Source organism: Bradyrhizobium sp. KBS0727, from assembly GCF_005937885.2.
In the GTDB taxonomy this organism is placed as follows: Bacteria; Pseudomonadota; Alphaproteobacteria; order Rhizobiales; family Xanthobacteraceae; genus Bradyrhizobium.
Genome location: NZ_CP042176.1, coordinates 316921 through 343797, shown reverse-complemented (window position 1 = coordinate 343797; position 26877 = coordinate 316921). Strand labels below are relative to the sequence as shown.

General features: G+C 64.5%; 23 protein-coding genes and 1 tRNA gene. 10 read left to right on the top strand and 14 right to left on the bottom strand.

Features of this window, described 5'->3' with window-relative positions; genetic code table 11:
- Positions 1-34: 34 nt before the first annotated feature.
- Positions 35-1408 (bottom strand): hydrolase, encoded by a 1374-nt coding sequence (locus FFI89_RS01610; RefSeq protein ID WP_138832280.1) that lies wholly within the window; start codon positions 1406-1408, stop codon positions 35-37.
- A gap of 149 nt (positions 1409-1557) precedes the next feature.
- Here FFI89_RS01610 and FFI89_RS01605 point away from each other — a divergent pair, with 149 nt between their 5' ends.
- Positions 1558-3249, top strand: coding sequence for an MFS transporter (locus FFI89_RS01605; RefSeq protein WP_138832278.1), 1692 nt, complete (start codon positions 1558-1560; stop codon positions 3247-3249).
- A 247-nt stretch (positions 3250-3496) separates the two neighbouring features.
- Here the strand turns inward: FFI89_RS01605 and FFI89_RS01600 are convergent, their stop codons facing one another.
- Together FFI89_RS01600 and FFI89_RS01595 are read right to left on the bottom strand one after the other, a co-directional pair.
- Positions 3497-3709: a hypothetical protein gene (locus FFI89_RS01600; RefSeq protein ID WP_138832276.1), complete on the bottom strand. Its 213-nt coding sequence runs from the start codon at positions 3707-3709 to the stop codon at positions 3497-3499.
- 170 nt (positions 3710-3879) lie between these two features.
- The gene (locus FFI89_RS01595; protein ID WP_246669350.1) at positions 3880-4176 is read right to left on the bottom strand and encodes a hypothetical protein; all 297 of its coding nucleotides are present in this window, start codon (positions 4174-4176) and stop codon (positions 3880-3882) included.
- A 210-nt stretch (positions 4177-4386) separates the two neighbouring features.
- On the opposite strand from FFI89_RS01595, the gene FFI89_RS01590 reads away from it, so the two are divergent.
- On the top strand, positions 4387-5403 hold the full coding sequence (locus FFI89_RS01590; RefSeq protein ID WP_138832274.1) for a polysaccharide deacetylase family protein: 1017 nt from the start codon (positions 4387-4389) through the stop codon (positions 5401-5403).
- Positions 5404-5597: 194 nt separating this feature from the next.
- On the opposite strand, the gene FFI89_RS01585 is transcribed toward FFI89_RS01590, so the two are convergent.
- The gene (locus FFI89_RS01585) at positions 5598-7235 is read right to left on the bottom strand and encodes an isocitrate lyase (protein ID WP_138832272.1); all 1638 of its coding nucleotides are present in this window, start codon (positions 7233-7235) and stop codon (positions 5598-5600) included.
- Between the two features lie 147 nt (positions 7236-7382).
- On the opposite strand from FFI89_RS01585, the gene FFI89_RS01580 reads away from it, so the two are divergent.
- Entirely contained in the window at positions 7383-8822 is a 1440-nt protein-coding gene (locus FFI89_RS01580; protein ID WP_138832270.1) for a short-chain fatty acyl-CoA regulator family protein, read from the top strand.
- Positions 8823-9024: 202 nt separating this feature from the next.
- On the opposite strand, the gene FFI89_RS01575 is transcribed toward FFI89_RS01580, so the two are convergent.
- From FFI89_RS01575 to FFI89_RS01565, 3 genes are all read right to left on the bottom strand, one after another.
- On the bottom strand, positions 9025-10470 hold the full coding sequence (locus FFI89_RS01575) for a coniferyl aldehyde dehydrogenase (RefSeq protein WP_138832268.1): 1446 nt from the start codon (positions 10468-10470) through the stop codon (positions 9025-9027).
- A gap of 84 nt (positions 10471-10554) precedes the next feature.
- On the bottom strand, positions 10555-10752 hold the full coding sequence (locus FFI89_RS01570) for a bacterioferritin-associated ferredoxin (protein ID WP_138832266.1): 198 nt from the start codon (positions 10750-10752) through the stop codon (positions 10555-10557).
- A 242-nt stretch (positions 10753-10994) separates the two neighbouring features.
- Positions 10995-11891 (bottom strand): sterol desaturase family protein, encoded by an 897-nt coding sequence (locus FFI89_RS01565; RefSeq protein WP_138832264.1) that lies wholly within the window; start codon positions 11889-11891, stop codon positions 10995-10997.
- Positions 11892-12001: 110 nt separating this feature from the next.
- Between FFI89_RS01565 and FFI89_RS01560 the strand changes: the two genes are divergently transcribed.
- A complete protein-coding gene (locus tag FFI89_RS01560) occupies positions 12002-12907 on the top strand; it encodes a LysR family transcriptional regulator (protein WP_138832262.1) in 906 nt (301 codons plus the stop codon).
- 251 nt (positions 12908-13158) lie between these two features.
- Here the strand turns inward: FFI89_RS01560 and FFI89_RS01555 are convergent.
- The 4 genes from FFI89_RS01555 to FFI89_RS01540 all read right to left on the bottom strand — a co-directional run bounded on the left by FFI89_RS01555 (position 13159) and on the right by FFI89_RS01540 (position 17120).
- A tRNA-Thr gene (locus FFI89_RS01555) sits at positions 13159-13231 on the bottom strand.
- 83 nt (positions 13232-13314) lie between these two features.
- Positions 13315-15057 (bottom strand): heme biosynthesis protein HemY, encoded by a 1743-nt coding sequence (locus FFI89_RS01550; protein WP_138832260.1) that lies wholly within the window; start codon positions 15055-15057, stop codon positions 13315-13317.
- Positions 15058-15065: 8 nt separating this feature from the next.
- Complete coding sequence (locus tag FFI89_RS01545) at positions 15066-16256, bottom strand: COG4223 family protein (protein WP_138832258.1); 1191 nt, start codon at positions 16254-16256, stop codon at positions 15066-15068.
- A gap of 108 nt (positions 16257-16364) precedes the next feature.
- Positions 16365-17120 (bottom strand): uroporphyrinogen-III synthase, encoded by a 756-nt coding sequence (locus FFI89_RS01540; RefSeq protein ID WP_138832256.1) that lies wholly within the window; start codon positions 17118-17120, stop codon positions 16365-16367.
- A 157-nt stretch (positions 17121-17277) separates the two neighbouring features.
- On the opposite strand from FFI89_RS01540, the gene tsaD reads away from it, so the two are divergent.
- Positions 17278-18351 carry a tRNA (adenosine(37)-N6)-threonylcarbamoyltransferase complex transferase subunit TsaD gene (tsaD, locus tag FFI89_RS01535; RefSeq protein ID WP_138832254.1) on the top strand — a complete coding sequence of 358 codons (1074 nt, stop codon included), beginning with the start codon at positions 17278-17280 and terminating at the stop codon, positions 18349-18351.
- Between the two features lies 1 nt (position 18352).
- Positions 18353-19348: an NAD(P)H-dependent glycerol-3-phosphate dehydrogenase gene (locus FFI89_RS01530; RefSeq protein ID WP_371722392.1), complete on the top strand. Its 996-nt coding sequence runs from the start codon at positions 18353-18355 to the stop codon at positions 19346-19348.
- Between the two features lie 7 nt (positions 19349-19355).
- Here the strand turns inward: FFI89_RS01530 and FFI89_RS01525 are convergent, their stop codons facing one another.
- Positions 19356-20123 carry a haloacid dehalogenase type II gene (locus tag FFI89_RS01525; protein WP_138832252.1) on the bottom strand — a complete coding sequence of 256 codons (768 nt, stop codon included), beginning with the start codon at positions 20121-20123 and terminating at the stop codon, positions 19356-19358.
- A 210-nt stretch (positions 20124-20333) separates the two neighbouring features.
- Between FFI89_RS01525 and FFI89_RS01520 the strand changes: the two genes are divergently transcribed.
- Complete coding sequence (locus FFI89_RS01520) at positions 20334-20747, top strand: EVE domain-containing protein (RefSeq protein ID WP_138832250.1); 414 nt, start codon at positions 20334-20336, stop codon at positions 20745-20747.
- Between the two features lie 4 nt (positions 20748-20751).
- Here FFI89_RS01520 and FFI89_RS01515 read toward each other — a convergent pair whose 3' ends face one another.
- Positions 20752-21840 carry an adenylate/guanylate cyclase domain-containing protein gene (locus FFI89_RS01515; RefSeq protein WP_138832248.1) on the bottom strand — a complete coding sequence of 363 codons (1089 nt, stop codon included), beginning with the start codon at positions 21838-21840 and terminating at the stop codon, positions 20752-20754.
- 97 nt (positions 21841-21937) lie between these two features.
- Between FFI89_RS01515 and FFI89_RS01510 the strand changes: the two genes are divergently transcribed.
- On the top strand, positions 21938-22396 hold the full coding sequence (locus FFI89_RS01510; protein ID WP_138832246.1) for an SRPBCC domain-containing protein: 459 nt from the start codon (positions 21938-21940) through the stop codon (positions 22394-22396).
- Positions 22397-22458: 62 nt separating this feature from the next.
- On the opposite strand, the gene FFI89_RS01505 is transcribed toward FFI89_RS01510, so the two are convergent.
- On the bottom strand, positions 22459-23640 hold the full coding sequence (locus tag FFI89_RS01505; RefSeq protein ID WP_138832244.1) for a DNA topoisomerase IB: 1182 nt from the start codon (positions 23638-23640) through the stop codon (positions 22459-22461).
- Between the two features lie 368 nt (positions 23641-24008).
- Between FFI89_RS01505 and acs the strand changes: the two genes are divergently transcribed.
- Both acs and FFI89_RS01495 read left to right on the top strand, forming a co-directional pair.
- Positions 24009-25961: an acetate--CoA ligase gene (gene acs / locus FFI89_RS01500; RefSeq protein ID WP_168212743.1), complete on the top strand. Its 1953-nt coding sequence runs from the start codon at positions 24009-24011 to the stop codon at positions 25959-25961.
- A gap of 362 nt (positions 25962-26323) precedes the next feature.
- Positions 26324-26836 (top strand): L,D-transpeptidase, encoded by a 513-nt coding sequence (locus FFI89_RS01495; protein ID WP_138832240.1) that lies wholly within the window; start codon positions 26324-26326, stop codon positions 26834-26836.
- Positions 26837-26877 lie beyond the last annotated feature (41 nt).

Here is a 26877-nt window from a genome sequence, read left to right as displayed (position 1 = left end):
GGGCGCGACAAAGGCGCGACGCTCCGGGAGACGGCTAATAGGTCAACTCGGCTACCGCAATTCGGTTCTCGGAGGCAGGCCAGGCCCGTGCCACGATCCGTTCCTGGTTGAACACCGCCACCACGGGGCGGCCGGCCTCCGCAGCCGGAAGCCGCAACGTCGTGACGGAATCGGTCGGTACTCCCGGCTTTACATCCGTCGGCTCCTTGCCGTCGATCAACACGATGTCGCGCGGCAGGCCGAAATAGCCGCGCGGCCGCGACATCAGGACCACGGCGCCAGCGCCGGCATCGGCCGGTCCAAGCGGTCGCGCCGCGCGCAGATGCACGATGTCGGAGGAGCGCGGAAACGGCGAGCGGTAGAAATGCGTCGTCGCCGAGCCGGCCGATGTCAGCACGATTTCCAGGTACCAGACCGGCTCGACCTTGGCCGGACCCCAGCGGCCATCCGCGCCGGTCTGCGATGAATGGACGGGGCCACCGATCCGCTCACCGGTATCGGCCGACACACGATAGACATCGACCGAAGCGCCCGGCACCGGACGATTGGTTTGAACGCCGCCCGGCGTGCCCGTCACAAGCCCGCTCAATGTGACGGCCGCTTCCGGGATGATCTCGATCCGCGACGGTTCGCGGCCGGCGATGAATTTGTAGATCTCGCGGAACGCGCGCGGGTGATAGGCGGTCTCGCGATGATCGACGGCGCCGAGCACGAGATTGGTCGCGCCCTTCAGCGCCGGCCCTTCCGCCGTCACGCCGGTCGGCGTCCCCGGCTTGCCGACGAATCGGCCGTCGGCTTGCGCATATTTGTCGAGGCCGTCGCTGCGCAGCGTCAGGAACGCCGTGCCCGGCGTCACTTCGTTTTCGCCCTCGTTCAATCCGCGCAGGAACGGGCCGCGGCCATTGAACTCGCCGCCGAGGCCCTCGTCCCAATCATAGACGCCATGGTTGGGAACGCCGCACAGCACCGCATGACTGACATCGGCGCCACCGCCGTTCTTGATGAGGCTGCGGATCGAATTGCCGCCGCGCGAATTGCCGACCAGCGCGATCCGCGACGCTCCGGTGCGGCGCTTCAATTTCTTGACCGCCTCGGCAAGTTCGCGGCGCTGGTCCTCGGTCGAGGAGCGATCGGCCTGCTCCACCCCGTCGTCGGTGCGCGCCAGCGGATTGGTGAAATTGATCGCAAACATCCGATCGCGCGCGACGCCGTTCGATTCCATCCGCCACATCGTGGTGATCCAGAGCGCCGCATGGTCGCCATTGCCATGCACAAACAGGACTGGCGGCATTTCCGCGGGCGCGGGCGCTGTGGGGGCGGTCTGGGCAAAGGCCGAAAAGCCGAATGGACCACCCAGCAAGGGCAATGCCCCGACGCTCTTCAGAATCAACCGCCGCGACACGCTCATTTCGGAACCTCCCGTTACTTTTCAGGACCTTAGCTGTGCTGTAGCACCATCGATAGCGGCGGAACCACTGGACAGGGCGGGGTTTTCGCAGGCATCACTTTGAATTCCAATGGAATCGAGCCGGTGACAGCCGGCCAATGGAACGGGACATGTCCGACCAGCCGAAGCGCCAGTCTTTTGCCCCCGACAGCATTACCGCCCCGCTGCGCCATTCGGTGTTCCGGCGCATCTGGCTCGCCAGCCTCGTTTCCAACCTCGGCATCCTGATCCAGGGCGTCGGCGCCGCCTGGGCGATGACGCAGATGACGTCCTCCGCCGACAAGGTAGCGCTGGTGCAGACCGCGCTGATGCTGCCGATCATGCTGATCGCGATGCCGGCCGGCGCCATCGCCGACATGCACGACCGTCGCATCGTGGCGCTGGTCTCGCTCGCCATCGCGCTATCGGGCGCAACCGCGCTGACGGTGCTGGCGTGGCTCAACCTCGTCACCCCGAATATCCTGCTGGCGCTGTGTTTCGTGGTCGGCAGCGGCATGGCGCTGTTCGGGCCTGCCTGGCAGGCCTCGGTCAGCGAACAGGTGCCGGCGGAAACGCTGCCGTCGGCCGTCGCGCTCAACGGCATCAGCTACAATATCGCCCGAAGCTTTGGCCCGGCGATCGGCGGCATCGTGGTGGCGACCGCGGGCGCCGTGGCGGCGTTCGCGGTGAATGCTGCGCTGTATCTGCCGCTGATGATCGTGCTGTTTCTGTGGAACCGCGCCAACGAACCGTCGCGCCTGCCGCGCGAGCGCCTCAACCGCGCCATCGTCTCCGGCGTGCGTTACATCGCCAACTCGCCGTCGATCCGCATCGTGCTGATACGAACGCTGGTCACCGGCCTGATCGGCGGCTCGGTTTCGGCGCTGATGCCGCTGGTCGCGCGCGATCTCCTGCATGGCGGCGCGCAGACCTACGGCATCATGCTGGGTGCTTTCGGGATGGGCGCGGTCATCGGCGCGCTGAATATCGCCGAGGTGCGCCGGCGCGTGAGCGGCGAGGCCGCGATACGCGCCTGCGCGATATCGATGGCGGGCGCGATTGCCGCGGTGGCGCTCAGCAGGGAGCCGGTGCTGACCGCGGCAGCTTTGGTGCTGGCCGGCGGCGTCTGGATGCTGGCGGTTGCCTTGTTCAATATCGGCGTGCAGCTCTCGGCGCCGCGCTGGGTCGCGGGTCGCTCGCTGGCGGCGTTCCAGGCCTCGATCGCCGGCGGCATCGCCATGGGTAGCTGGGGCTGGGGACACCTTACCGATGCGGTGGGCGTGGAAACCGCCTTGCTGGTCTCTGCCGGCCTGATGCTGCTGTCACCGCTGCTCGGGATATGGCTGCGCATGCCCCCGGTCGGCGCACGCAACGAAGCCGCCAGCGAGGTGCTCGCCGACCCCGAGGTGCGGCTGTCGCTGACCGGACGCAGCGGCCCGCTGGTGGTCGAGATCGAGTACCGGGTCTCGCAGGACAACGCCCGGCTGTTCCACAATGTGATGCAGGAAGTGCAGCTCAGCCGCCAGCGCAACGGCGCCTATGGCTGGTCGATCGCGCGCGATATCGCCGATCCCGAATTATGGACCGAGCGCTACCACTGCCCGACCTGGCTGGATTATCTGCGCCAGCGCAACCGCGCCACCCAGTCCGAACGCGCGCTGCATCAGCGGGCGATCGATTTTCATCTGGGACCCGAACCGGTCCGTGTCCGCCGCATGCTGGAGCGGCCGTTCGGCTCGGTGCGCTGGAAAGAAGATACGCCAGACCACGCGGCAAACGAGGTGTTGCCGGTGGTCGCAACGGCGGCGGGCAGCAGTACGTAAGTCATCCCCCGATGCGCAATTGCGCATCTGAGGACGATCTATGGGGGGTCCATCAACAAAATCGCGAAAACAACCCCATGCAAAGTAGAATGGGACGCGAAAAGAGGGCCCGGCGGCGGCGCCGCCTAGCCTGATCTCCACCGTCATTCCGGGGCACGCGAAGCATGAACCTCAGATGCGCAATTGCGCATCGGGGAACCTCGAGATTCCGGGTTCGCTTCGCGCCCCGGAATGACGGGTGAATGTCTTACTGCCCGTGGCTCGCCAGCATCGCCTGACAGGCCTTGCTGATGCGCGCGCGGTTCTGCTTCAGGCACGCCAGCACGATCTGGTCGCCGTCCTGCATCTGGGCCCGGCAAAACCGCGAGACGTCGCGCGCGCAGGCGTCATGCCCCTGCTGCTGCGCGGAAGCGGTGGAAGCGAACAGCACCAACGGAATGACGAACAGGATTTTGGTCATTTAATAAGCCTTCACACCGAATGGACGCGATCCGGGCGTTCTATAGCGTTTTCGAGTGAAGTGGAAACCGGTTCGGGCAAGCGGCTCGGGAGGAAGAACGCCAGGGAGGCCGAAAAAAGCGCCTGCGTCTCATCGCCGCAAGCGCTTGTCGGAAATCGGGGGGCGACCGCTTACTGCGCGGCGAGCTTGCCGGACTTCTGCGCGGCGAGATCCCGGTCCAGGACGGTGCGGCAACCGCTGGAGAGGCTGGCGCGCTTACTGATCATGCAGGAAGTGATGGCCGGAATATTCGGGATCTCCGAACTGCACAGACGGAACGCGTCACCGGTGCACATCTGCTGCGCTTCAGCGCTGAAAGCAAAGCCCGAAGTCGACGAAAGCGCTGAAATCGAGGCCGTGAAAACCAGCGCCAAACCGGCCTTGCGAAAGCTGCTGGTGAAAAAGCTGCTGGTGAAAGTGGCGGTCATGTTCGGCTCCCGTTGGCACCGCACGACGCGGGCCCGTTGTTGGTGACCCGACCATGCGCCGGATCGGACCACCCGACTGTGACCGACGTCACTCTGGCCAAGGGCCTATTTTTATTGGCCGAACCGGATCGTGTTGGGGAGGCGTTAAGACCTTGTTCGCATTAATGGCATGTCGCCTGTGTGCCCCTTGAGTATGTGGAAAGAGTAGCGATGCGTAATGCGTTCGGCCTGATGCTGGCCAGTGTTGTTGCGGCGGTTGCGATCGCCGGAGTTTGGTTCTGGACCTCGTCGCCGCGCGCCGACGCGGCCCCACCTCAAACCGTTGCCGCCCGCAAGGCCGAGCCGCTGCCCGCCGCGGCCAAAGCCAAGGACGACGTCGAGGTCACGGCCGCGCTGTCGAAGCCCGCGCCGGCGCCCGCACCGGTTCCGCAGCCTGCCAAATCCACCTGCGCCAATCCCGATGCGCTCGGCGTCAGCCGCACCGTCGTGATCGACACCACAGGCGGACCGGGCTTCGGCTTCCTGCAGTACAAGCAGTTCGATTTCCTCGCCGACAAGGAAGTGGTGCTGACCTTCGACGACGGTCCGTGGCCGACCACGCCTGCGGTGCTGAGGGCGCTGGCCGACGAATGCACCAAGGCGGTGTTCTTCCCGATCGGCCTGCACAGCACCTATCATCCCGACATTCTCAAGCAGGTCGCCGCGGCCGGACACACCATCGGCGCCCACACCTGGTCGCACGCTGATCTCCACAGCAAGAAGCTGAATGAACAGCAAGGCAAGGACGAGATCGAGAAAGGCTTCAGTGCCATCAAGATGGCGATCGGCACCAACCCCTCGCCGTTCTTCCGCTTCCCCGGGCTGGCCCATACCCAGGCGACGCTGGACTATCTCGGCACGAGGAACATCGCGATGTTCTCGGTCGATATCGACTCGCTCGACTTCAAGTCCTCTTCGTCCGATCAGGTCCTCCTGACTGTCATGACCAAGCTCGACAAGCAGGGCAAGGGCATCATCCTGATGCACGATCTGCAGAAGCACACCGCGCAGGCGTTGCCGACGCTGCTGCGCCGCCTGAAGGCCGGCGGCTACAAGGTGGTGGAGATGAAAGCCAAGGAGAAACTGGAAACCTTGCCGGAGTACGACGCGCTGCTGGTCAAGGACCTGAAGGTCCCGGCGGTGAGCGCGCGTCCGCTCAGCAGCGTGGTGCAGACGGTTTCGCAGTAACAAGCGGCGCTGGCTGGCGTCGCGCGTCCACATACACCTACGCCGTCATGCCCGGGCAGAAGCGCGAAGCGCGTCTTCGCGCTAGATGTCCCGGGCATCCACGTTCTTGAGATATAGCGACAAAGAAAGACGTGGATGGCCGGGACAAGCCCGGCCATGACGCCTGTTCTTTAGTCAGAGATTAGCGCGGCCAGTTAGCCGAACTGGTTCATCGTGTTGTGGGCGCCGCCCGCCTTCAGAGCGGCTTCACCGGCGAAGTATTCCTTGTGATCGTCGCCGATGTCGGATCCAGCCATATTCTGATGCTTCGCGCAGGCGATGCCCTGACGGATTTCCTGACGCTGAACGTTCTTCACATAGCCCAGCATGCCCTGTTCGCCGAAATACTCTCTCGCGAGATTGTCGGTCGACAGTGCTGCCGTGTGATAGGTCGGCAACGTGATCAGATGATGGAAGATACCGGCGCGCTTGGCCGAATCCGCCTGGAACGTGCGGATGCGTTCGTCGGCTTCGAGCGCCAGCGGTGTGCCATCGTACTCCGCCTTCATCAGCTCGGCACGGTTATACTTGCTGACGTCCTTGCCGGCTTCCTTCATCGCATCGTAGACCTGCCAGCGGAAGTTGAGCGTCCAGTTGAACGACGGCGAGTTGTTGTAAGCCAGCTTCGCGTTCGGAACGACCTCGCGAATGCGGTCGACCATCTTGGCGATCTGCTCGATATGCGGCTTCTCGGTCTCGATCCACAACAGGTCGGCGCCGTTCTGCAGCGAGGTGATGCTGTCGAGCACGCAACGGTCTTCGCCGGTGCCGGCGCGGAACTGGTAGAGGTTGCTGGCAAGCCGCTTCGGACGCATCATCTTGCCGTCACGGTTGATGATGACGTCGCCGTTGCGCGCGTTGGCGGCGGTCACTTCTTCGCAATCCAGGAAGCTGTTGTACTGATCGCCGAGGTCGCCGGGCTTGTGGCTGACGGCGATCTGCTGCGTGAGGCCGGCGCCGAGCGAGTCGGTGCGGGTCACGATGACGCCGTCTTCGACGCCCAGTTCGAGGAAGGCGTGGCGGCAGGCACGAATTTTTGCAAGGAAGACCTCGTGCGGCACGGTGACCTTGCCGTCCTGGTGTCCGCACTGCTTTTCGTCGGAGACCTGGTTTTCGATCTGCAGGGCGCAGGCGCCTGCCTCGATCATCTTCTTGGCGAGCAGATAGGTCGCCTCGGCATTGCCGAAGCCGGCGTCGATGTCGGCGATGACAGGCACGACGTGGGTCTGGAAGTTATCGATCTTTTCGATCAGCTCCTTCTCCTTCGCCTTGTCGCCGGCCTTGCGGGCCGCGTCGAGGTTGCGGAAAATGTCGTTGAGCTCGCGGGAGTCGGCCTGACGCAGGAAGGTGTAGAGCTCTTCGATCAGCGCCGGCACCGAGGTCTTCTCGTGCATCGACTGATCCGGCAGCGGCCCGAACTCGGAGCGAAGGGCTGCGATCATCCAGCCTGAGAGGTACAGATAGCAGCGATCGGTGGTGCCGAAATGCTTCTTCACCGAGATCAGCTTCTGCTGGGCGATAAAGCCGTGCCAGCAGCCGAGCGACTGGGTGTACTTGGTGCTGTCGGCGTCATAGGCCGCCATATCGGCGCGCATCAGCGCGGCCGTGTAGCGCGCGACGTCGAGGCCGGTCCTGAAGCGGTTCTGCAAGCGCATGCGGGCCACGGCTTCGGCGTTGACGCCGTTCCACGTGTCCTTGCCCTTGAGCAGCGCTTCGGCCGCTTCGATTTGGCTCTGATAGGAGGCCGGCTTCTGGATGGCCAGATCGCTGATCCCACGTGGCTGGAAATTCATGTCCATGATCCCTTCGGTGACGACAAAACCTGCCGCCTATTGAACGCACCGCAGCGCAAATCGCTAGACATGGCGAAGATAACTTGTCATACTTTACAATATCCTGTTGTATAGTTGTAACTACCTTACAACCATGGGTAACCGGTCATGACAACGTCGAATGCCCGCTCGATCTTCATGGGGCCCCGGCTGCGACGGCTGCGGCGCGACCTCGGGTTGACCCAGGCCGACATGGCGGCCGATCTCGATATTTCCGCCCCCTATGTCGCGCTGCTGGAACGCAATCAGCGGCCGGTGACGGCCGACATGCTGCTTCGCCTGGCCCGCACCTACAAGATCGACCTCGCGGCGTTGGCGGGCGACGGCGGCGCCGACAACACGGCGCGGATGCAGTCGATCCTGAAGGAGCCGATGTTTTCGGACATCGATATCCCCGCGCTCGAAATCAGCGACCTCGCCGTCAGCTATTCCGGGATGGCCGAAGCTTTCCTGCGGCTCTACACCGCCTATCGCGAGGAACAGCTTGCGCTCGCGGACCGGCGCTCTCCCGCACTCAGTGGCGCCGCATCGGCATCGGATCCGGACGGCTTTGACGCCAACGACTCAGTCGCCGAGGTCCGGCGATTTCTCGCCGCACGCCGCAATAATTTCCCAACCCTCGACGATGCCGCCGAACGCATTGCCCAGCTCGCTTCCGGCCCGAGCGGCTTCATCGAGCTTCTGAAGGAGCGCCATAACCTTCAGGTCCGCTATCTGCCTCCCGACGTCATGCTCGGCTCGATCCGACGGCTGGATCTGCATCGCAAGCAACTGCTGCTGGAGGATTCACTGGATACCGCGAGCCTCAATTTTCAATTGGCCAAACAACTCGCTTATCTCGAAATGGAAGATGAGATCGGTGCCGCACTCGAAGCCGGCCAGTTCGCCACCAAGAGCGCCGAGTTGCTGGCACGCCGCGCGCTTGCCGGTTACGCCGCCGGCGCGATCATCATGCCGTATTCGGCGTTCGCGAAGGCCGCCGACACGCGCCGTTACGATCTCGAGGCGTTGGCGCGTCAGTTCGGCACCAGCTTCGAGCAAACCGCGCATCGCATCACGACCTTGCAGAGGCCGGGTCAGGAGAAGGTCCCGTTCTTCCTCATCCGTGTCGACCCGGCCGGCAATATTTCCAAGCTGCTCGACGGCGCCGGATTCCCGTTTGCGAAACACGGTGGCGCCTGTCCGCTATGGTCGGTGCACGGCGTTTTCAAAACGCCGCGCCAGATCGTCACGCAATGGCTGGAATTGCCGGACGGGCAGCGATTCTTTTCGATCGCCCGCACCGTCACCGCCGGCGGCGGTTCGTTCGATGCCGTGCGCGTGGAGCGCGCCATCGCGGTCGGCTGCGCCGCCGAACATGCCAAGCATCTGATTTATACCCACGATGGACAGGACCCGGCTGCGGACACGCCGACGCCGGTCGGCGTCGCCTGCCGCGTCTGTCACCGCCCGCGCTGCGCCGCGCGCTCAGCGCTTCCGATCGGTAGAGAACTGCTGCCGGATGATTTCAGGACGCTCAGCGTGCCGTTCGGGTTTTCGGCGGATTGAGGATTGTGGGGAGGCGGCGCACGTCGGGAGGCGCGCACGGTTCCGAGCGGAAAAGCAGGGAATCCAACTCAGGCGCCGAACCGTCCTCAGGAGGGCACACTTCGGTGCACGTGAGTGATTGCGCCTCAGCCCCGCACGGACAGCGGGCCTTCGAACCCCGCGTGGCCATGTCCGCCTGCCCCAGACATGCTCACGTCACGCATCACGTCTTCCATTTGATCATCGTCTGCAGGACGCTCATTGCGCGGCCGGCGTAGGGCGGCTGAAATAGCATTTGGATCGGCGAGAGAGGGCCCTGGTAGAAGACCGGGCGCAATTTTGAAAAGGTGTTGAACCCCTCGCGTGCGTGGTAATGGCCCATGCCGCTCGCCCCGACCCCACCGAATGGCAGGTCGTGCTGGCCGACGTGAAGGAGAGCTTCATTGACCGATACGCCACCCGACATGACCCGCGAGATGTAGAAGTCGCGCAGCTCGGCATTGTGAGTGAATGGATAGATTGCCAACGGGCGGTCGTGACTATTGATATAGTCGGCGACCTCCTGCCGATCTGCATACGTCTTGATCGGCAAGATCGGGCCAAAGATCTCGCGCTGCATGACAATCATGTTTTCTGTCGGATTTAGCACGAGATGCGGTGCAAATTTGCGACGCTCCGCGTCCGGAATCTGCTGTTCCGCAAGATTGACCAGGACCGCGCCCTTTGCACGGGCATCCTCCAGCGTCGCCTGCAGCCGCGTGAAAGACCGTTCATCGATGATCGACGTGTAGTCCTGGCCGTTGATGTCCGGGAAGCGCTCGGCAAACAGTCGCCGGCAATGGCGGACGAACTCGTCCTCACTCCCTTTGGGCAGAAACATGTAGTCGACATTCGTACAGATCTGACCGGCATTGAACATCTTCACCCAGAGAATGCGCTCCGCCGCCGTTTTGACCGGGAAGTCAGGCCCAACGATCGCAGGTGCCTTGCCGCCCAGTTCAAGCGTGACAGGGGTGAGGTTGCGGGCCGCGTTGGCCATGACCGAGCGACCGGTCGCACCGGATCCCGTGAACAGCAGGTGGTCGAAGGGCAATGACGAGAATCCCGGTCCTCGCCCGCCGCCATCCTCGAAAAAGGCAAGCTTCTCCATCGGAAAATACTTTGGGGAAACGCGCATGAGAACCTTTGCGAGCGCTTTCGAATTTTCCGACATCTTGACCATCGCTCGATTGCCGGCCGCCAGAATCGCTGCGAGCGGGCAGAAGCTGAGGTTAAGCGGGAAATTCCAGGGAACGATGACCCCGACAACGCCGAGCGGCTGCGGGATGACACGATTTCGCGCGAGCGGATAGGTCATGAAGTCGACGTGTCTGCGCTGCGGCTTCATCCACTTCTTCAAATGTTTGACTGCGTCGGCGACGGTCTCCAGGACAACGAAATATTCGGCGAACAGGGTTTCGAATTCAGACCGGTTGCCGTAGTCGGCGTTGATCGCTGCCACCAACTCGTCCTTATTGTCCTTCAGGAGACGCGTCAGCGACTTCAAGTCAGCAATGCGCTGAGCATAGGATGGCTCCGGCGCCGCCAGGTAAGCCGCACGCTGCTTGTCAAAGCAGGACTGAAATTCAGTGGGAATGTGGATCGAACGGGAATTGACAGGCACGTTCATGATGCTCCCTTTCTCTTGGTTTTTCGCGGGTCCTCCAAGCGAAATAGCGAGGGCGCGTGTGACTGTGACTGTATCAACTCCAAGTTAGTGCATGCTTGCGTTCGCATGAACGGAGCCGGGCCTTTCATCCATGATCCGCTTGATAGCGTGAGCGCAGCGGCCGCACTGAGCGCTGCATCCGAGGCAGGCATACACCTCGCTCATACGGGGCCGTCGCGCCTCTTTTACGACCACTGACCGCACCTGATGGTCGCTGAACACATTGCAAGAACAGACGATCATCGCCTTCTCCTAACCAACACCAATGAGTCGGATGAAGACCGCCACAAGCGCGGTGCTCCACCCAGCCGCAAGCATGATGGTTTCCATTCGGGTCATCTCGGCGTGGCCAAGAGGCCGCTCGCGGACTAGATGGTCACGCATTTTAGCTCCTTCCGAGGCATCGCGAACGCCTGCTGCTGCGCCTCGATTACGCTACCCACACGGGCGGGAGCAAACCAGCACGTCGAACCTGGCGCGGTCGTTCATGCGGCCTCCTGTTTAGCTTCGGTCTGTAGGTCGGCTTCGGTGAAGCCATAGCCGCCGGGGCGCAGCGCCGAATGCTCGCGCTTGGAGTGGACGAGCGGGTAGAACATCTGCGTCGTCCAGCGCTCCGAGCCAAACAGGATGTCGTCCTGCAGGCCGATCTTGCCCGGATATTTGCGTGTGATATGCGCCGTGCCGAACAGCACGTCCCAGAAGAACAGCAGGTTGCCGAAGTTGCCCTTGTAGTGGCCGATGCCATCTTCGTTGGTAAGCGCGTGGTGCGCCCAGTGCGTGGCCGGCGTGGAGATGGTGCGCTCCAGCACCCACATCAGCGGATGCAGCGCGCGGATGCGGTACAGCGGCGCGTCCCACGCCCAGGCGCAGTGCGCGCCGAGGATGACCGCCAGCTTGATCACCAGGTACGCCGCGTAGACCGGGCCGAAACCAAGGTACACCGCCACGCCGCCGATCCACAGGCCCGGCATCATCAGGTAGTAGAAGAAGTTGTTGCGGTAGGTAATGCGCACGCTCATGTAGGCCGCGCTGTGGTGCGCGCGGTGCAGCGGCCACAGCAGCGGCGTGTGCGAGGCGCGGTGCCAGAGGTACTGCGTGAGGTCATCGCCGATCAGCAGCAGGCCGGCCATGGCCCACCACGGCAGGTTGGCCCAGGCGTTGTGCTGGGCGGGCATGAGCCAGTTGCACAGCGCGTTGCTGCCCAGCAGTGCGATTGGCTGGGTGATGGCGATCAGGCTGACGAACATCAGCACCTCCAGCCAGGTGTCGTTGGCTGTCGCGTTGCCGCGCACGGCGGCCTGGTAGCGCCGGGTGATCAACTCCATGGCCGCAAAGCCCAGGATGCAGGCGCCGATCAGGAGGTATTGCAGTTGCGAGCTCATGTGGGGCGTCTCCGCTCTCATGTTTTGTATTGCGAGAACGATCTTAGGAGTGCCATCATGATGCGTCCAATGCATAGTTCGCATTGTTTTAATGCATGGAGAGCAATGCCATGGATCTGCGCCGCCTGAACCACGTCGTCGCCCTTGCCGACACTCTGCACTTCGCCCGCGCCGCCGAAGCCGCCCACCTGAGCCAGCCGGCCTTCAGCCGAAGCATCCAGGCCATCGAGAGCAACCTGGGTATCCGCCTGTTCGACCGCGACGTTGGTGATGTCCGCCCCACCCCGGCCGGCAAATTCGTCATCGAGAGGGCCCGCAAGCTGCTGTTCGAGGCACGTTGCCTGCAGCGCGACGTGGATCTTTACCGCGACAGCCAGCTCGGCGACACGCCCTTCGGTGTCGGACCGCTGCTGACGGCCACCTTGATGCCACGCGCGCTTGTGGCGCTGCGCCGCCAGCACCCGCAGTTGGCGCTGCGCATGGAGGTCGGCAACTGGGTGCAGTTGCTGGAGAGCCTGCGTACCGAGAACATCGAGTTCTTTGCCGCCGATGTGCGCGACATGCCCAGGGATGCCGCGCTGGACATCCAGCTGATCGGGGGGCAGCCGGCCAACCTCTATGTGCGGGCAGGCCATCCGCTAGCCGGGCGCGAGCACACGCTGCAGGAAGTCTGGTCGTACGGTCTCGCGGTACCGAAGCTGCTGAGCCCCTCAAAGGTGGAACTGGCCGCCCTGCTGGGCCTGCCTGAGGGCCAGGAGGCCACCATTGCGCTCGAGTGCGACAACTATGGCATGCTCAAGACGGTCGCGCTCACCACGGATGCCGTTCTGGGTGCGACGAACGCGGCGGTACGGGAGGAGCTGGAATCCGGCACGCTCGTCCGACTTGTCGTGCACGGCTGGCTGTCGCCGCCGTCGACCACGGGCATTGTGCGTTTGCGAGGGAGAACCTCGTCGCCGGCAGCCAAGGCAGCCATTGCAGCGATTGTGCGGGCCGCGGGCGAGATCAACGTGTAGGCGCCTTACAGAACCCGACGCATGGTCGTTCTAGTTTTTTTGACACCGTGCGCGCCGCAGACAGATCGCATCCGATTTCGTTCGACAGCAAGCGGGGCCTCAGACGAGCGATGCGGATCATTCAAGGCCATCGTGCGTAGACAAAACGTCCGCGCGCATCGCAGCACATCTTCAACGATAATATTGATTATTGCACTGATTATTCGAGATTGGATGCAGCCAAAGTTCGGCCAACTCATTGGAAAAGCCGGTGCCGCAAACAGGACTCGAACCTGTGACCCCGTCATTACGAATGACGTGCTCTACCAACTGAGCTATTGCGGCGGACCGAACGCTAGCCTCGGGCAACCGCCCGAAACGCCCGCACCTGATATCGGGCACGGCCCCGATTGGCAAGAAAAACGCGGTTATTCGCCACCCCAGCGCGACAAAAATCCCCGCCAGCCGCCGGCCTGAGCCTTTGGCGGGCCGATTTGTTCCGCGAATTCATCCGGCACGCCGTCCTCGTCGATTCCGGGGTCGTCGGGTGCCCGGATGATCGGAATCACGGCCGGAATCGGCGCTGGCGCGGCCTTCGGGATATCCTGACGGGCCCGGAACAGGGGAGCGGGTGCTGTGGGGGCCGATTCGGCTGGCGGCAGCGGTGACGCGGCAGGCGCCGCGACCGGGGCTGCCGCGATGGGCGCCGCCTCAACCGCAGCCGGCTCGACGGTGGCGGATGGCGCATTGTCCTGGGCGGCGGTGGTTGCGGGTTCGGCATCGAGGTCGCTCTCGGCGGCGGGCGGCTCGAGCACGACCGCCCGGCGCGGGGTCGCCAGCATGGCTTCCTCAAACGGTGATGATTCGATCGCAGCGCCCTTGTCGGACGGCAGGCTTGCGACCGGCGTCTGCCACTGGAAGGCATCGAGCCGTCCGGTGACCGGCGACACCGGACGCCAGCGATCGCTGACATAGCCGTCCGCGGTCCAGGCCGGATCGTGCAGCGCCCGCACTGCACGCAACGTCCAGGCCCGCGCCCGGCCGCTATCGCCATGCTCGGTGCGCTCGATCTCCGCCATCAGCATCGCCACCCGCTGCGTCGGTGCTGCGACAAACGGCGCCAGCGCCTCGCGCGCCCTGGTAAATTCGGCTGCGTCGATCGCGGCGCGCGCGATCGCCAACGCGCCCTCGATATGACCCGGCGCTTTCGCCGCCAGGGTCTCGACCCGCACCAGCCGCTGGCGCGCGGAGTCGCCGAGCTTCACATGCGCATAGGCGTCGGCGAGATCGGGATGCGGCTGCGCCAGCCACGCGGTCTCGACCAGGCGCATCGAACGCCGCACCTGATGCGCCTCGCTTTCATATTTGCTTGCGAGCACCGCCGCCGGCACCAGGGTCGGCGCCAGCTTGACCGCTTCCACCACGCTCTCGCGCGACAGGTCGCGATCGACATTCTGCAGCTCCAGCGCCCGCGCCGTCAGCAGCACGCCGCGCTGGCGGCGATAGGTCGCCTTGTCGATCAGTCCGGCGGACTGGTTGTTGTCGAGTATCGTCAGCGCGCCGGTCCAGTCGCCCTTGGCGCAGCAGAAGCCGAGCACGGCATGCGACGCCCACGACGACGACGGCGACAGTTTCAACGCCTCCTCGGCGACCATCACCGCGGCGACAGGATCGTCGGCGCGCTGCGCCTCGATGAACAGGCCGCGCAGGCCGAGCAGCCGCGTATCCTCGCGCTCGGCCATGGCGCGGAAGGCGCGCTGCGCGCCGTCGCGGTCGCCGTCGAGCTGCGCGGATTGCGCGTGCAGCAGCAGCGCCAGCGGATCGTGCGCGGCATGTTTGCGCGCGACTTCGGCGTGCATGCGCGCCGTCGAGGAATCGCCATGGCCGATCGCAAGCAGACCTTGGGTGATGGCGTGCCGGCCGCGGGCGTGACGGCGTTCGCGACGGCCGCGCCTGATACGTTCGGGCGTGCGCCACAAGCCGCGCAAGACCGTCCACAGCATGACGGCCGCGGCGACGACGATGCCGAGTATCAGCACGAACACCGGGAAGGTGGTCTTGGCACGGAGATTACCCCAGGTCAGCACGACATCGCCGGCCTGATCGGCCACCCAGGCGGCGCCCGCCGCACCGAACGCGATCAACAACAGAAACAGAATGATCCGGACCATCGGAATCCCTATTGCGCCGGTTTGGCGAGCACAGCCATGGCATCAGCGGCGAATTGGCGGGACGCGGCCAGCGCGGCATCGCGCGCATCGGCCTTTTCCAGCCAGGCTTGCGCAACCGCACGGTCGGCAGGCTCCAGCGTCTTCAGCTCGCGCCGGGCTTCATTGGAATCGTTGCGCAGCGCCGCCGCGGTGATCCGCGCCACCACGGCGCCGCGATCGTTACCAACGGTGTCGGTGCGTTCGATCTTGACCAGCTTTGCCGCGCCGGCCTGCAACCGTTCGAGAACACCCGAACCGGTCGTCGTGTTGTCCTGCTGCGCCGGCAGCAATTTCGGCACCAGCGCCAGCAATTCCGTGCTCAGCCTGTTGGCGTTGGGCACGCCCTTCTCGGCAAATTGATCGAGCGGCTTCAAGACGTCGGCGCTGGGCGCCAGCGCTTTTGCCGCCGCCAGTGCTGCCGGATAGGGATCGCCGATCCGGACCAAGACATCGAGCAGGGCCGCCGCCACGACGCGACGCAGTGGCAAATCGTCCGCCGGTTTGGCGTCAGCCGTTTTTGTATCGGCAATGCGGCTGCCTTGCTGCACGATCTCGGCGTTCTGCGCCTGCATCTGGTTCTCGACCTTGGCGATGCGCGCGTCGATCGCAGACAGATCCGGCGACGGCGCACCGTCAGCACGCGGCGCGGACTTCACGTCGTTGAGAGCGGAGGCAAGCTTGTCGCCTTGTGCGCGCAACGCGGCGAGCGACTTTTCCAGACCATCCACACGCGCCGCGGCCGCGGCATCGGTCACAGGCTTGCCGGCCTTTGACTCCAGGCCCGCGATGCGCGCGGTGAGATCGTCGATCGCAGCGGCATTGAGCGCCGGCGCTGACGGCACAACGGCCGGCTGAACCGCGGGCCAACCCAGCATCCAGCCGACGCCGATCACCAGCGCAGCCGCAACTGCGCCGGAGACGGGCGCAACGATCCAGGGGGAAATCGGAGTGGAAATCGGCGCAGCGGTCGGCGGCGTAACCGGTGCCTCCGAAGCCGGCTCGGCAGCGGCTTCGGCAGTGGATTCGGATTTGGCGGCACCATCGGCATGCGATGTCGCGGTCGACACGTCGGTCGCCTCGAGGTCGATTGTCGGCGGCGTTCGCTTGGGCCGCTCCTGGTCGGGTAGCGATCCAGTTTCTTCGGGCCTGTCATCGACCATCACAGCGGTTCCCTCAGCGGTTAGGTGGCGGAACTTAGCAGAATCGGGACGTATAGAGCACGATCCCGGCGCGCAGGCACCGGTTTTCCGGTAAGGCCATGCTCAGACTTAGAGATTAGAGCCCGATCGCGGTCGCAAAGCACGACCCAGGGCCTCGAACAAGGCATTTTCGTCCGGCTGAGCGGCCGTCGTGACCTGGGTCGCACCGGCGTCCCGGAGGACGGCGGCGACCGCGGAGGAGATACAGCATTGCGGCAGCGCCAATGCCGATATTTCCACGCCGCCGAAGCGTGCCGCCTCCAGAAACGCGCGCGCGCTGCGGCGTGAGTAGTGCAGCACCGCTTCGATCTGGTGCGCCACGAAAGCGTCACAAACGTCGCGCGGCAGGCTGGACGCCGGAACCATTCGGTAGGTCGTGTGCGTCACCACGGTGAAACCCTTCTCGCCCAGCTCGCCGGCGAGATCGCGCGCCAGATCGGCGCCGGCCAGATACAGCAACGTGCTGGCCTTCTTCAGTTGCTTTGCCTTGACGCCCGCCAGCACGAGATCGCGCAAGGCGCTGGCATCGCCCTTGGCCGCAATCACTAGCGTGAATCCGGCCGCGCGGGCCTCCGCGGCGGTATGTTCCCCGACTGCAAACAGCGGCAAATTGACCAGCCGGCTGGCGGCAAGCTGCGCGGCGATGGCACGCAACGCGTTGGCTGACGTGACGATGACGGCACCATAGGACGCATCCTCGTCATCGCTGAACTTGACCGGCTCGAACCGCAGCATCGGCGCGCACAAGACCTCGAAGCCGCGGTCGCGTAGCGCCGACGCTGTCGCCTCGTCGTCCGGATGCGGGCGGGTCACGAGAACGGCCATGAAAGATCTCCGCTAAAACGACTTCGGCGCAACCGGACGATTGCACCTTGAGACCTCGTAATGCTACCCGGTTACGGAGGCGTTGTGACAGGCCGTAGCACAAGGGCTCAAATTGCAAGACCTGAAATTACAAGACCTGAAATCAAACGACATGCCGATGCTGGTACTGGGTATCGAAACCACCTGCGATGAAACCGCGGCCGCCGTGATCGAGCGCGGCAACGACGGCAGCGGCAGAATTCTGTCCAATATCGTCCACTCGCAGACCGCCGAACACGCCCGCTTCGGCGGCGTGGTGCCGGAGATCGCGGCCCGCGCCCATGTCGACCTGCTCGACGGCATCGTCGCCCGCGCCATGCAGGAGGCCGGCGTCGAGTTTTCGCAGTTGTCGGCGGTGGCGGCCGCTGCCGGCCCCGGCCTGATCGGCGGCGTGATCGTCGGCCTCACCACCGCAAAGGCGATCGCGATGGTGCATGATACGCCGCTGATTGCGGTCAATCATCTTGAGGCCCACGCGCTGACGCCGCGCCTGACCGACGCGCTCGACTTTCCCTATTGCCTGTTCCTCGCCTCCGGCGGTCACACCCAGATCGTGGCCGTGGTCGGCGTCGGCCAATATGTCCGGCTCGGTACCACCGTAGATGACGCGATGGGCGAAGCCTTCGACAAGGTCGCGAAGATGCTGTCGCTGCCCTATCCCGGCGGACCCGAGGTCGAACGATCAGCCGCGAACGGCGACCCAAAGCGATTTGCCTTTCCGCGGCCGATGCTCGGGCGGCCGGATGCGAATTTCTCGCTGTCGGGATTGAAGACCGCGGTCCGCAGCGAAGCCAGCCGGATGACGCCGCTGGAGCCGCAGGACATCTGCGATCTCTGCGCCGGTTTTCAGGCCGCCGTGCTGGAAGCGACGGCCGATCGGTTGAGCGTGGGCCTGCGGCTGTTCCACGAACGGTTCGGCCCGCCCCGCGCGCTGGTGGCCGCCGGCGGCGTCGCCGCCAACCATGCCATCCGCGATGCGTTGCAGGCGGTTGCCGCCAAGGCCGGCACCACGCTGATCATGCCGCCGCCGGCGCTGTGCACCGACAACGGCGCGATGATCGCCTGGGCCGGCGCGGAACGGATGGCGCTGGGACTGATCGACAGCATGGACGCGCCGCCGCGGGCGCGCTGGTTGCTCGACGCCACGGCCGCAGCACCGGCCGGCTTCACCAACACCCGCGCGGGATTCTGACATGGCGCTTGGTAGGGTGGCGTCTGGCAACTCGGTCGGCGTGATCGGCGCCGGTGCCTATGGCACCGCGCTGGCCTGTGCGGTCGCGCGCGCCGGCCGCGACGTCCTGCTTTACGTGCGCGGCACCGACAATGCGGCGCGGATGAAAACGACGCGCAACAATCCGAGGCTGCCCGGCATCAGCCTCGATGAGCGGATCGGCATTACCGGCGATATCGCGATCGCGGCGCGCGCGGACGTCATCCTGATGGCAACGCCGGCGCAAAATCTGCGCGAGGCGGCGATCGCGCTTGCACCATGCCTCAAACCGCAAACGCCGGTCGTCGCCTGCGCCAAGGGCATCGAACGCGGCACGCACCTGTTCATGACCGAGGTCATTGCCGAAGCGATACCGCATGCGATGCCTGCGATCCTGTCGGGCCCGAACTTCGCCGACGACGTGGCGCGGGGCCTTCCGACCGCCGTAACGCTCGCGGCGAGGGATGAAACGCTGGCGAGCCATCTCGTGCAGATGCTGGGCTCGTCCACCTTCCGGCCCTATCACACCACGGATGTCCGCGGCGTCGAGATCGGCGGCGCCGCCAAGAACGTGCTGGCGATCGCGGCCGGAATCGTCGTCGGCCGAAAACTCGGCGCCTCGGCGCAGGCGGCGTTGACCACACGCGGATTCAGCGAACTCGCCCGGCTCGGCCGCGCCTGCGGCGCGCGCAGCGAAACGCTCGCAGGGCTATCGGGCCTCGGCGATCTGATCCTGAGTTGCTCAAGTCTTCAGTCACGCAATTTCGCGTTCGGCATCGCGTTGGGCCGCGGTGAAACCCCGGCGCGCGACAAGCTCGCCGAAGGCGAATTCACCGCACCGGTTCTGATCGAACTGGCGGCGTCGCGAAACGTCGATATGCCGGTGTCAAATGCCGTCGCGGCGATCCTGAGCGGCAAGGTGACGATCGACGCGGCGATCGAAGGACTGCTGACGCGGCCGTTCAAGGCCGAGGAATGATCCGCAGCTACACGCCGGCAAAGCCAACGAGGTCCTGAAGGCCGGCGCCTGTTCCATCGGGGGCAACGCCAAGCTCTTCGAGCGGCGCATTGGCACGATTGACCCAGAACGTCGGATATCCAAACCGTTTGGCGCCGGCCGCATCCCAGCCGGCATACGCGGCGAAGGCGATTTCTTCCCGCTCCATCCCGAAGGCGTCGACGCCCATCTGGTAAGCCCGCGGATCCGGCTTGAACGCTTGCACGCGGTCGGTGCTGAGATGCGCTTCGAATATTCCCTCAAGCCCCGAATTCCTGACCGCCGCATCGAGCATCTCGGCCGTGAAGTTGGACAGGAATGCGATTCGGATGCCGGCATCCTTCAATTGCTTCAGGGCCGCCGCCGCATCGGGCCAGGCCTTGAGTTTGAGATAGGATTCCATCAGCTGGTCGCGCTGCGCGCCTGACATTTCGAGCTTCACGAGTTTGGCGGCGAAGACCAAAGCCTCTTCCGTCACCTGCCAGAAGTCGACATAGCTGCCGCTCATGGTCCGTAACCAGGTGTACTCGAACTGCCGCGTGCGCCAGGCAGTGCTCAATTCCCCGCCTTTGCCGGGAAACATCGCTTCGGCCTTGGCGAAGACCGGGCGCGGATCGATGATCGGAAAGCCGTCGAAGGCGACGGCCCTGATTTTCCTTGGCCCTGGCGTTTGCGCCCGGACCGACGGCGCGGCGATCGCAGCGGTGGCGACGCCTCCCGCGACCAGATGGAGAAAATCCCGACGACGCGCTGACATGTGAAGACCTCCAGACATCAGCGACGAATGTCACCTGCAACGAGCGCCTTCAATGGGACAACGTTCAAAACATCTTGTTCCCGTGGCCGGGAATAAATCGGCGCAACGCGTGGGCGCTAGCCTGCCGCCGTTGCGATCGGACGAACGTAACGATATCGTCAACGACGATGAACCGGCGGAAATTGCCGCCGTGGCACAGAGGAAGATGCAATGGCGTACTGGCTGGTGAAATCCGAACCCTCAACCTGGTCGTGGGACCAGCAGGTCGCCAAGGGCGCCAAGGGCGAAGCCTGGACCGGCGTACGCAATTTCACCGCGCGACAGAATCTCGTGGCCATGAAGAAGGGCGACCGCGCCTTCTTCTACCACTCCAACGAAGGCAAGGAGATCGTCGGAATCGCCGAGATCATCAAGGAGGCCTATCCCGATCCGACCGACAAGACCGGCAAATTCGTCTGCGTCGACATCAAGGCGGACAAGCCGCTGAAGACGCCGGTGACGATGGCTGCGATCAAGGCCGACAAGAAATTCGCGGACATGGCGCTGGTGAAATATTCGCGGCTGTCGGTTCAGCCGGTCACGGCCGATGAGTGGAAGATGGTCTGCAAGATGGGCGGGCTGTAGGCAATCACCCCTCCGGAAGCGCGAAGACCGCGCATGGCGATGCGATGCCGCGCAGCGGATGCGTCCCAAGCGGAAGCAACGGAATATCGGACTCCGCCGCCAACGCACCGGATACCAGCACCGTCTTGCCGAGCGGGCGGCACAACCCCTCGAGCCTGCTTACCAGATTGACGGCAGGACCGATCGCGGTGAAGTCGAGACGATTGGCGGCGCCAATATTGCCCCAGAGCATCTCGCCGAGATGCAGCGCCGCGCCGAACGACAGCGACGGCAGCCCTTGCCGGCACCGTTCGTCATCCAGATGTACCATCCCGGCTCGCGCGGCCGACGCCGCGCGCAACGCCGCCGCGCAGGCGCGCCGCGGCGCCTCGTCGACCACCGGAAAGATCGCCAGCATGCCGTCCCCGATGAACTTCAGCACCTCGCCGCCGAACGCATGAACCGCACCGGCAATACGATCGAACCAGGCGTCAAGCGCCGCGATGACAATCGCGGGAGGATTGCTTTCGGAGAGCGCGGTGAAGTTGCGCAGATCGGCATAGAGCAGCGCGGCCTGAATGGTTTCGCCGCGATCACGTCGCAACGGCGCTGCCAGCACCCGCGCCGCGCTGCGCCGTCCGAGATAGGCTTCGAGCGTAGCCGTCAACGTGGCCCGCACGGCGAGGACCGAAAGCGGCGAAGCCGCGAAGCGCGCGGCCTGACGGAGTTGGTCCATCTCTTGGGGGGTGAAGGGACGCGGCCCGATCCAGCCGAGTGATGGCCCATTCGGTCCCGGCCCGATGATGTCCTCGTGCACGCCGCCTTCAGCGATCTCACTCAACCAGCGACGGCCGGCATGGTTGCGCGCATCCGGTGCCGGTGCCGCCGCGCCCGGCGCGAAGCCCAGGGCTTCGATGACCTCGCCGCTTTCGGCGCGCCACAGCCAGGTGCGCCTGGCAATCAGCGGGTGCGGCACGTCGAGCGTCAGGGCGCCCGCCATCAGCGGCAATCCGTCGGCCAAAAGATGCGCACCGAGTTCCGCGAGCAGCCGGTCGGCGCCAGTGGTCCCGGCAGCGGTATCGACCAGCCAGGCGAGGGTCGCGGAAAGCTGCATGGCGCGATCATGGGTTGGCGCGCCAACCTTGTCACGACCTAACCTTGACGACCGGCCACGGCGCCGCCATCTGCCAATTCAGCCTGGAGCAGCACGGATGACCGAGCCTTCCATCGTTCGACGCGAGACCCACATTGCGGCCCCGCGCGCCACCGTTTTCGCCTTCCTGACAGATCCTGACAAAATTCTGAGCTGGATGGGCACCGAGGCCGCGACCGAGCCGCATCCGGATGGGCTCTACCTTGTCAAAGGCATCGGTGAGCGCGGCAATTCGGCCCGCGGAACGTTCCGCGAGGTCGTACCGGTCCACCGTCTGGCCTACAGTTTCGGGTGGGACGGCAACGATGAGGTGCCGCCCGGCTCGAGCCTGATCGAAATCGATCTGATTGACCGCGATGGCGGCACCCTGCTGCGCATGACCCATAGCGGCCTGCCGAACGCGACACAGTGCGCCAACCATGACAAGGGTTGGGCGCATTATCTGGGGCGGCTGACGATTGCGGCTGCGGGACGAGATCCCGGCCCGGATGCGCGCCTACCGCCCGGCAAGATGTAATCGGGGATTGGTTCAGGCTGCCCCCTGGCGAGGCAGAAAAATGCGACGCGCGTTTGCGCGTCTCAGGCCGCGGCCGCCGTCACCACCTGCGCCAGCAGCGCCTCGCGCTTGGCTTGGGTGCGGTAGCCCTTCATCGTCGCGGCAAAGCGCTCGAGGATGCCGTCCTCGAAAGCGGTGACGATGGTGTCGTGGACGTAGCTCTTGCGGCAGATCGCGGGGGTGTTCGACAGTTCGTCCGCGGCAGCGCGCACGGCGTCCAGGACCTGCTTGCGACGGCCGCGCTCGCTGGCCGCCGGTGAAATCCGCGACAGCGATTCCAGCACCACGGCGGATGCCATCAGGGTGCGGAAATCCTTCAGCGAAATCTTGATGCCGGCGATCTCGCGCAGGAACGCGTTCACCGTGGTGGTGGAGACGGTGCGCACGGTGCCGGAATTGTCGCGGTACTGGAACATCCGCTTGCCCGGCACGCCACGCAGGATGCCGATGGCGCGAACCAGTTTCGCCGCGTCGCACTCCTTGCGCACGGCCTTGCCGCCCTTGGCCTTGAAGGTCAGGACCAGGCTGTCGTCTTCCAGCGTGACGTTGGACTTCAGCAGTGTGGTGGCGCCGCGGGTGCCGTTGAGACGGGCATAGGATTCGTTACCGGGCCGGATCGCGGTGCGCGCGATCAGTTCGATCACGGCAGAGAGCGCGAATTCCCGCGTCGGCTCATCGCCCGACAGGTGCATCGAGACGTTGCGGCGGATCTTCGGCAGCGCTGCGACCAGCCGCGCCAGGCGATGCGCCTTGCGGTGCTCGCGGACCTTTTCCCAGTCGGCGTGATAGCGGTACTGCAGCCGGCCCGCGGCATCGAGGCCGACGGCCTGCAGATGCGAGGCCGGATCGGCCGAATAGCGCACTTCGCGATAGGCCGGTGGAACCGCCATCGAGTGCAGGCGCTTGATGGTGCCGACATGACGGATCGGCGTTCCGTTGGCGCGAATAAATGAATAGCCCTTCCCGCGCTTGATGCGGCGGATGGTCAGCCCGTTCTGATCGCCGAGCTTGAGGCCGTGCCCCTGCGCCAGCGATTCCACCGTCGCCCGGGTTTCGATCTTGGCCTTCGGCGCGGCAATCCTGGAAGGCGCCTTCAAGGAGGTCTTGATGGTCGCTTTGGGCAGTTGCCCGAGCGCTTCTGCCAAAGCAACGGCAGGATCGGCGGAAACGGGCCGCGTAGCCTCGAAATTCTGCTGATCCATCATGACCGTCGTTGCCTTGCTCCACCTGTTCTTCCGGCAATGCCTCTTCTCGGGCTTGGTTCCGGAGGGCCGTCTGGCCTCGGGAAAGCCATTTAGGGGGTAAGGGACGGCTTTGCGAGTCCCGATTCCGTTATTTACGGTTACTGGATACCGGTCATGGGAGCCATTCGCGCGATAACGTTGATTTCAGCCTCGTCGAAAACGCGAAAATGATCACCGTTTTGACCTAGGGCAAGTCGGTGAGCCTCCGGGCCGACCAAGGTCGCAGACGTTTCCGCCTTGTCCGGGGAACGCCCCGCGACGCATAATCGCGCCAATCAAAATGGCTTGCGGCTGCCAGACATGCGGCGTCGCGGTGAGTGGAGGGAAAGATGTCCGAGAAGATTTACGACGTGTCCGCGGAATGGGCCAAGCGCGCCTTCGTCGACGACGCCAAGTACCGCGAAATGTATGCCCGCTCGGTCTCCGACCCCAACGGATTTTGGGCCGATCAGGGCAAGCGCATCGGCTGGATCAAGCCCTTCCACAAGGTCGAGAACGTCTCCTTCGCCCCCGGCGATATCTCGATCAAATGGTTCGAGGACGGCATCCTCAACGTTGCCTGGAACTGCATCGACCGCCACCTTGAGAAGCGCGGCGACCAGACCGCCATCATTTGGGAGGGCGACGATCCCTCGCAGTCGAAGCACATCACCTACCGGCAGTTGCATGACGAAGTCTGCAAGATGGCAAACATCCTGCGCACCCGGAACGTCAAGAAGGGCGACCGCGTCACGATCTATCTGCCGATGATTCCGGAAGCCGCCTACGCCATGCTGGCTTGCGCGCGGATCGGGGCGATCCATTCGGTCGTGTTCGCCGGCTTCTCGCCGGACAGCCTCGCCCAGCGCATCACCGATTGCCAGTCCAAGATCGTCATCACCGCCGACGAGGGTCTGCGCGGCGGCAAGAAGGTGCCGCTGAAGGCCAATGTCGATGCCGCGATCGAAAAGAGCAGCGGCGTCGACTGGGTCGTCGTGGTCAAGCGCACCGGTGCCGCCGTCGACATGAACCCGACGCGCGACCTCTGGTATCACGACGCCGCCAAGATGGTGACGACGGAATGTCCGTGCGAGCCGATGCACGCGGAAGACCCGCTGTTCATTCTCTATACGTCAGGCTCCACCGGCCAGCCCAAGGGCGTGCTGCACACCTCGGCCGGCTATCTGGTGTTCGCGGCGATGACGCACCAATACGTGTTCGACTATCACGACGGCGACGTCTACTGGTGCACCGCCGACGTCGGCTGGGTCACCGGCCACAGTTACATTCTCTACGGCCCGCTGGCGAACGGCGCCACTACGCTGATGTTCGAGGGCGTGCCCAACTATCCGGACAATTCGCGGTTCTGGAACGTCATCGACAAGCACAAGGTCAACATCTTCTACACCGCCCCGACCGCGATCCGCGCGCTGATGCAGTCGGGCGACGAACCGGTGACGAAGACCTCGCGCGCCAGCCTGCGGCTGCTCGGCTCGGTAGGCGAGCCGATCAATCCGGAAGCCTGGGAATGGTATTACCGCGTCATCGGCGACAGCCGCTGCCCGATCGTCGATACCTGGTGGCAGACCGAGACCGGCGGCATCCTGATTACGCCGTTGCCGGGCGCCACCAAGCTCAAGCCGGGATCGGCGACGCGGCCGTTCTTCGGCGTGGTGCCCGAAATCGTCGATGCCGACGGCAAGGTGCTGGAAGGCGAAACGTCAGGCAATCTCTGCATCGCCAAATCCTGGCCGGGCCAGATGCGCACGGTCTATGGCGACCACGCCCGCTTCGAGCAGACCTACTTCTCGACCTACAAGGGCAAGTACTTCACCGGCGACGGCTGCCGCCGCGACGCCGACGGCTATTACTGGATCACCGGCCGCGTCGACGACGTCATCAACGTCTCGGGCCACCGCATGGGCACTGCCGAAGTCGAAAGCTCGCTGGTGGCGCATGAAGCGGTCTCGGAAGCCGCCGTGGTCGGCTATCCCCACGACATCAAGGGCCAGGGCATCTATGCCTATGTGACGCTGATGGCCGGCACCCAGCCCAGCGAGGCCTTGCGCAAGGAACTGGTGGCCTGGGTGCGCAAGGACATCGGTCCGATCGCCTCCCCCGACCAGATCCAGTTCGCGCCGGGCCTGCCGAAAACACGCTCCGGCAAGATCATGCGCCGCATCCTGCGCAAGATCGCCGAGGACGAACCGGGCAGCCTTGGCGATACCTCGACTTTGGCGGATCCCGCCGTGGTCGACGATCTCGTCGAGAACCGCCAGAACAAAAAGGGCGCGTCGGCATAGGCGACCGTCGATTTCCATGCCGCCTCGCGCCCAAACATCCCGGGCGCGGGGCGCGCGCGGCTAACAACCCCACAGCAGCAAATGCGTCGTCCGGACTCCTGCCACAAGCCGGTCACGCGTTTGTCAGCGGCGTGGCCGCCTTGTGGCGCATTTCGCAACCAAGTGTTGTTTTCAAGTCATTTACTTTAACTCGAACATTTCCTTTCTTCCCCCCATCGAAACACGTCGCCAGCCGGGTGTGCAAACCACCCGGTTAAGACACGCGGTTAACAATGCGTGGGTGAGACGGCAGGCCGGCCATGGGCCGGGCTTGCAGGGAATTTGAGGGCCCCGGAAGGGCGCTGCGGAAACTGGAGCTGATCATGTCGATGAGGATTGCGATAGCGCTGGCCGCCACCATCGGGGCGGGCATCTTGATGTCGCAGGCTGCCGAGGCGCGGCCGGAGATGGTGGGCATTCGCGGCGACTACACGCCGGGCACGATCGTGGTGAAGACCAACGAGCGCCGCCTTTATCTCATCCTCGATTCCGGCCACGCCATGCGTTACCCGGTCGGCGTCGGCAAGTCCGGCAAGCAGTGGGCAGGCACCACCCGGATCGACGGCAAGTACCGCAACCCGGCCTGGGCTCCGCCGAGGGAAGTGAAGCACGACAAGCCGAACATTCCGGACCTGATTCCCGGTGGCTCGCCGCATAACCCGATGGGCGTCGCGGCAATGACCTTGGCCGGCGGCGAATACGCCATCCATGGCACCAACGTGCCGGGCTCAGTCGGCGGCTTCGTGTCCTACGGCTGCATCCGCATGCTGAACGCCGACATCACCGACCTCTATCAACGCGTCTCGGTCGGCACCAGCGTCACAGTGAGCCGCTGATCTTCGCACACTGAATACAAAAAGCCGCGCCACCGCGCGGC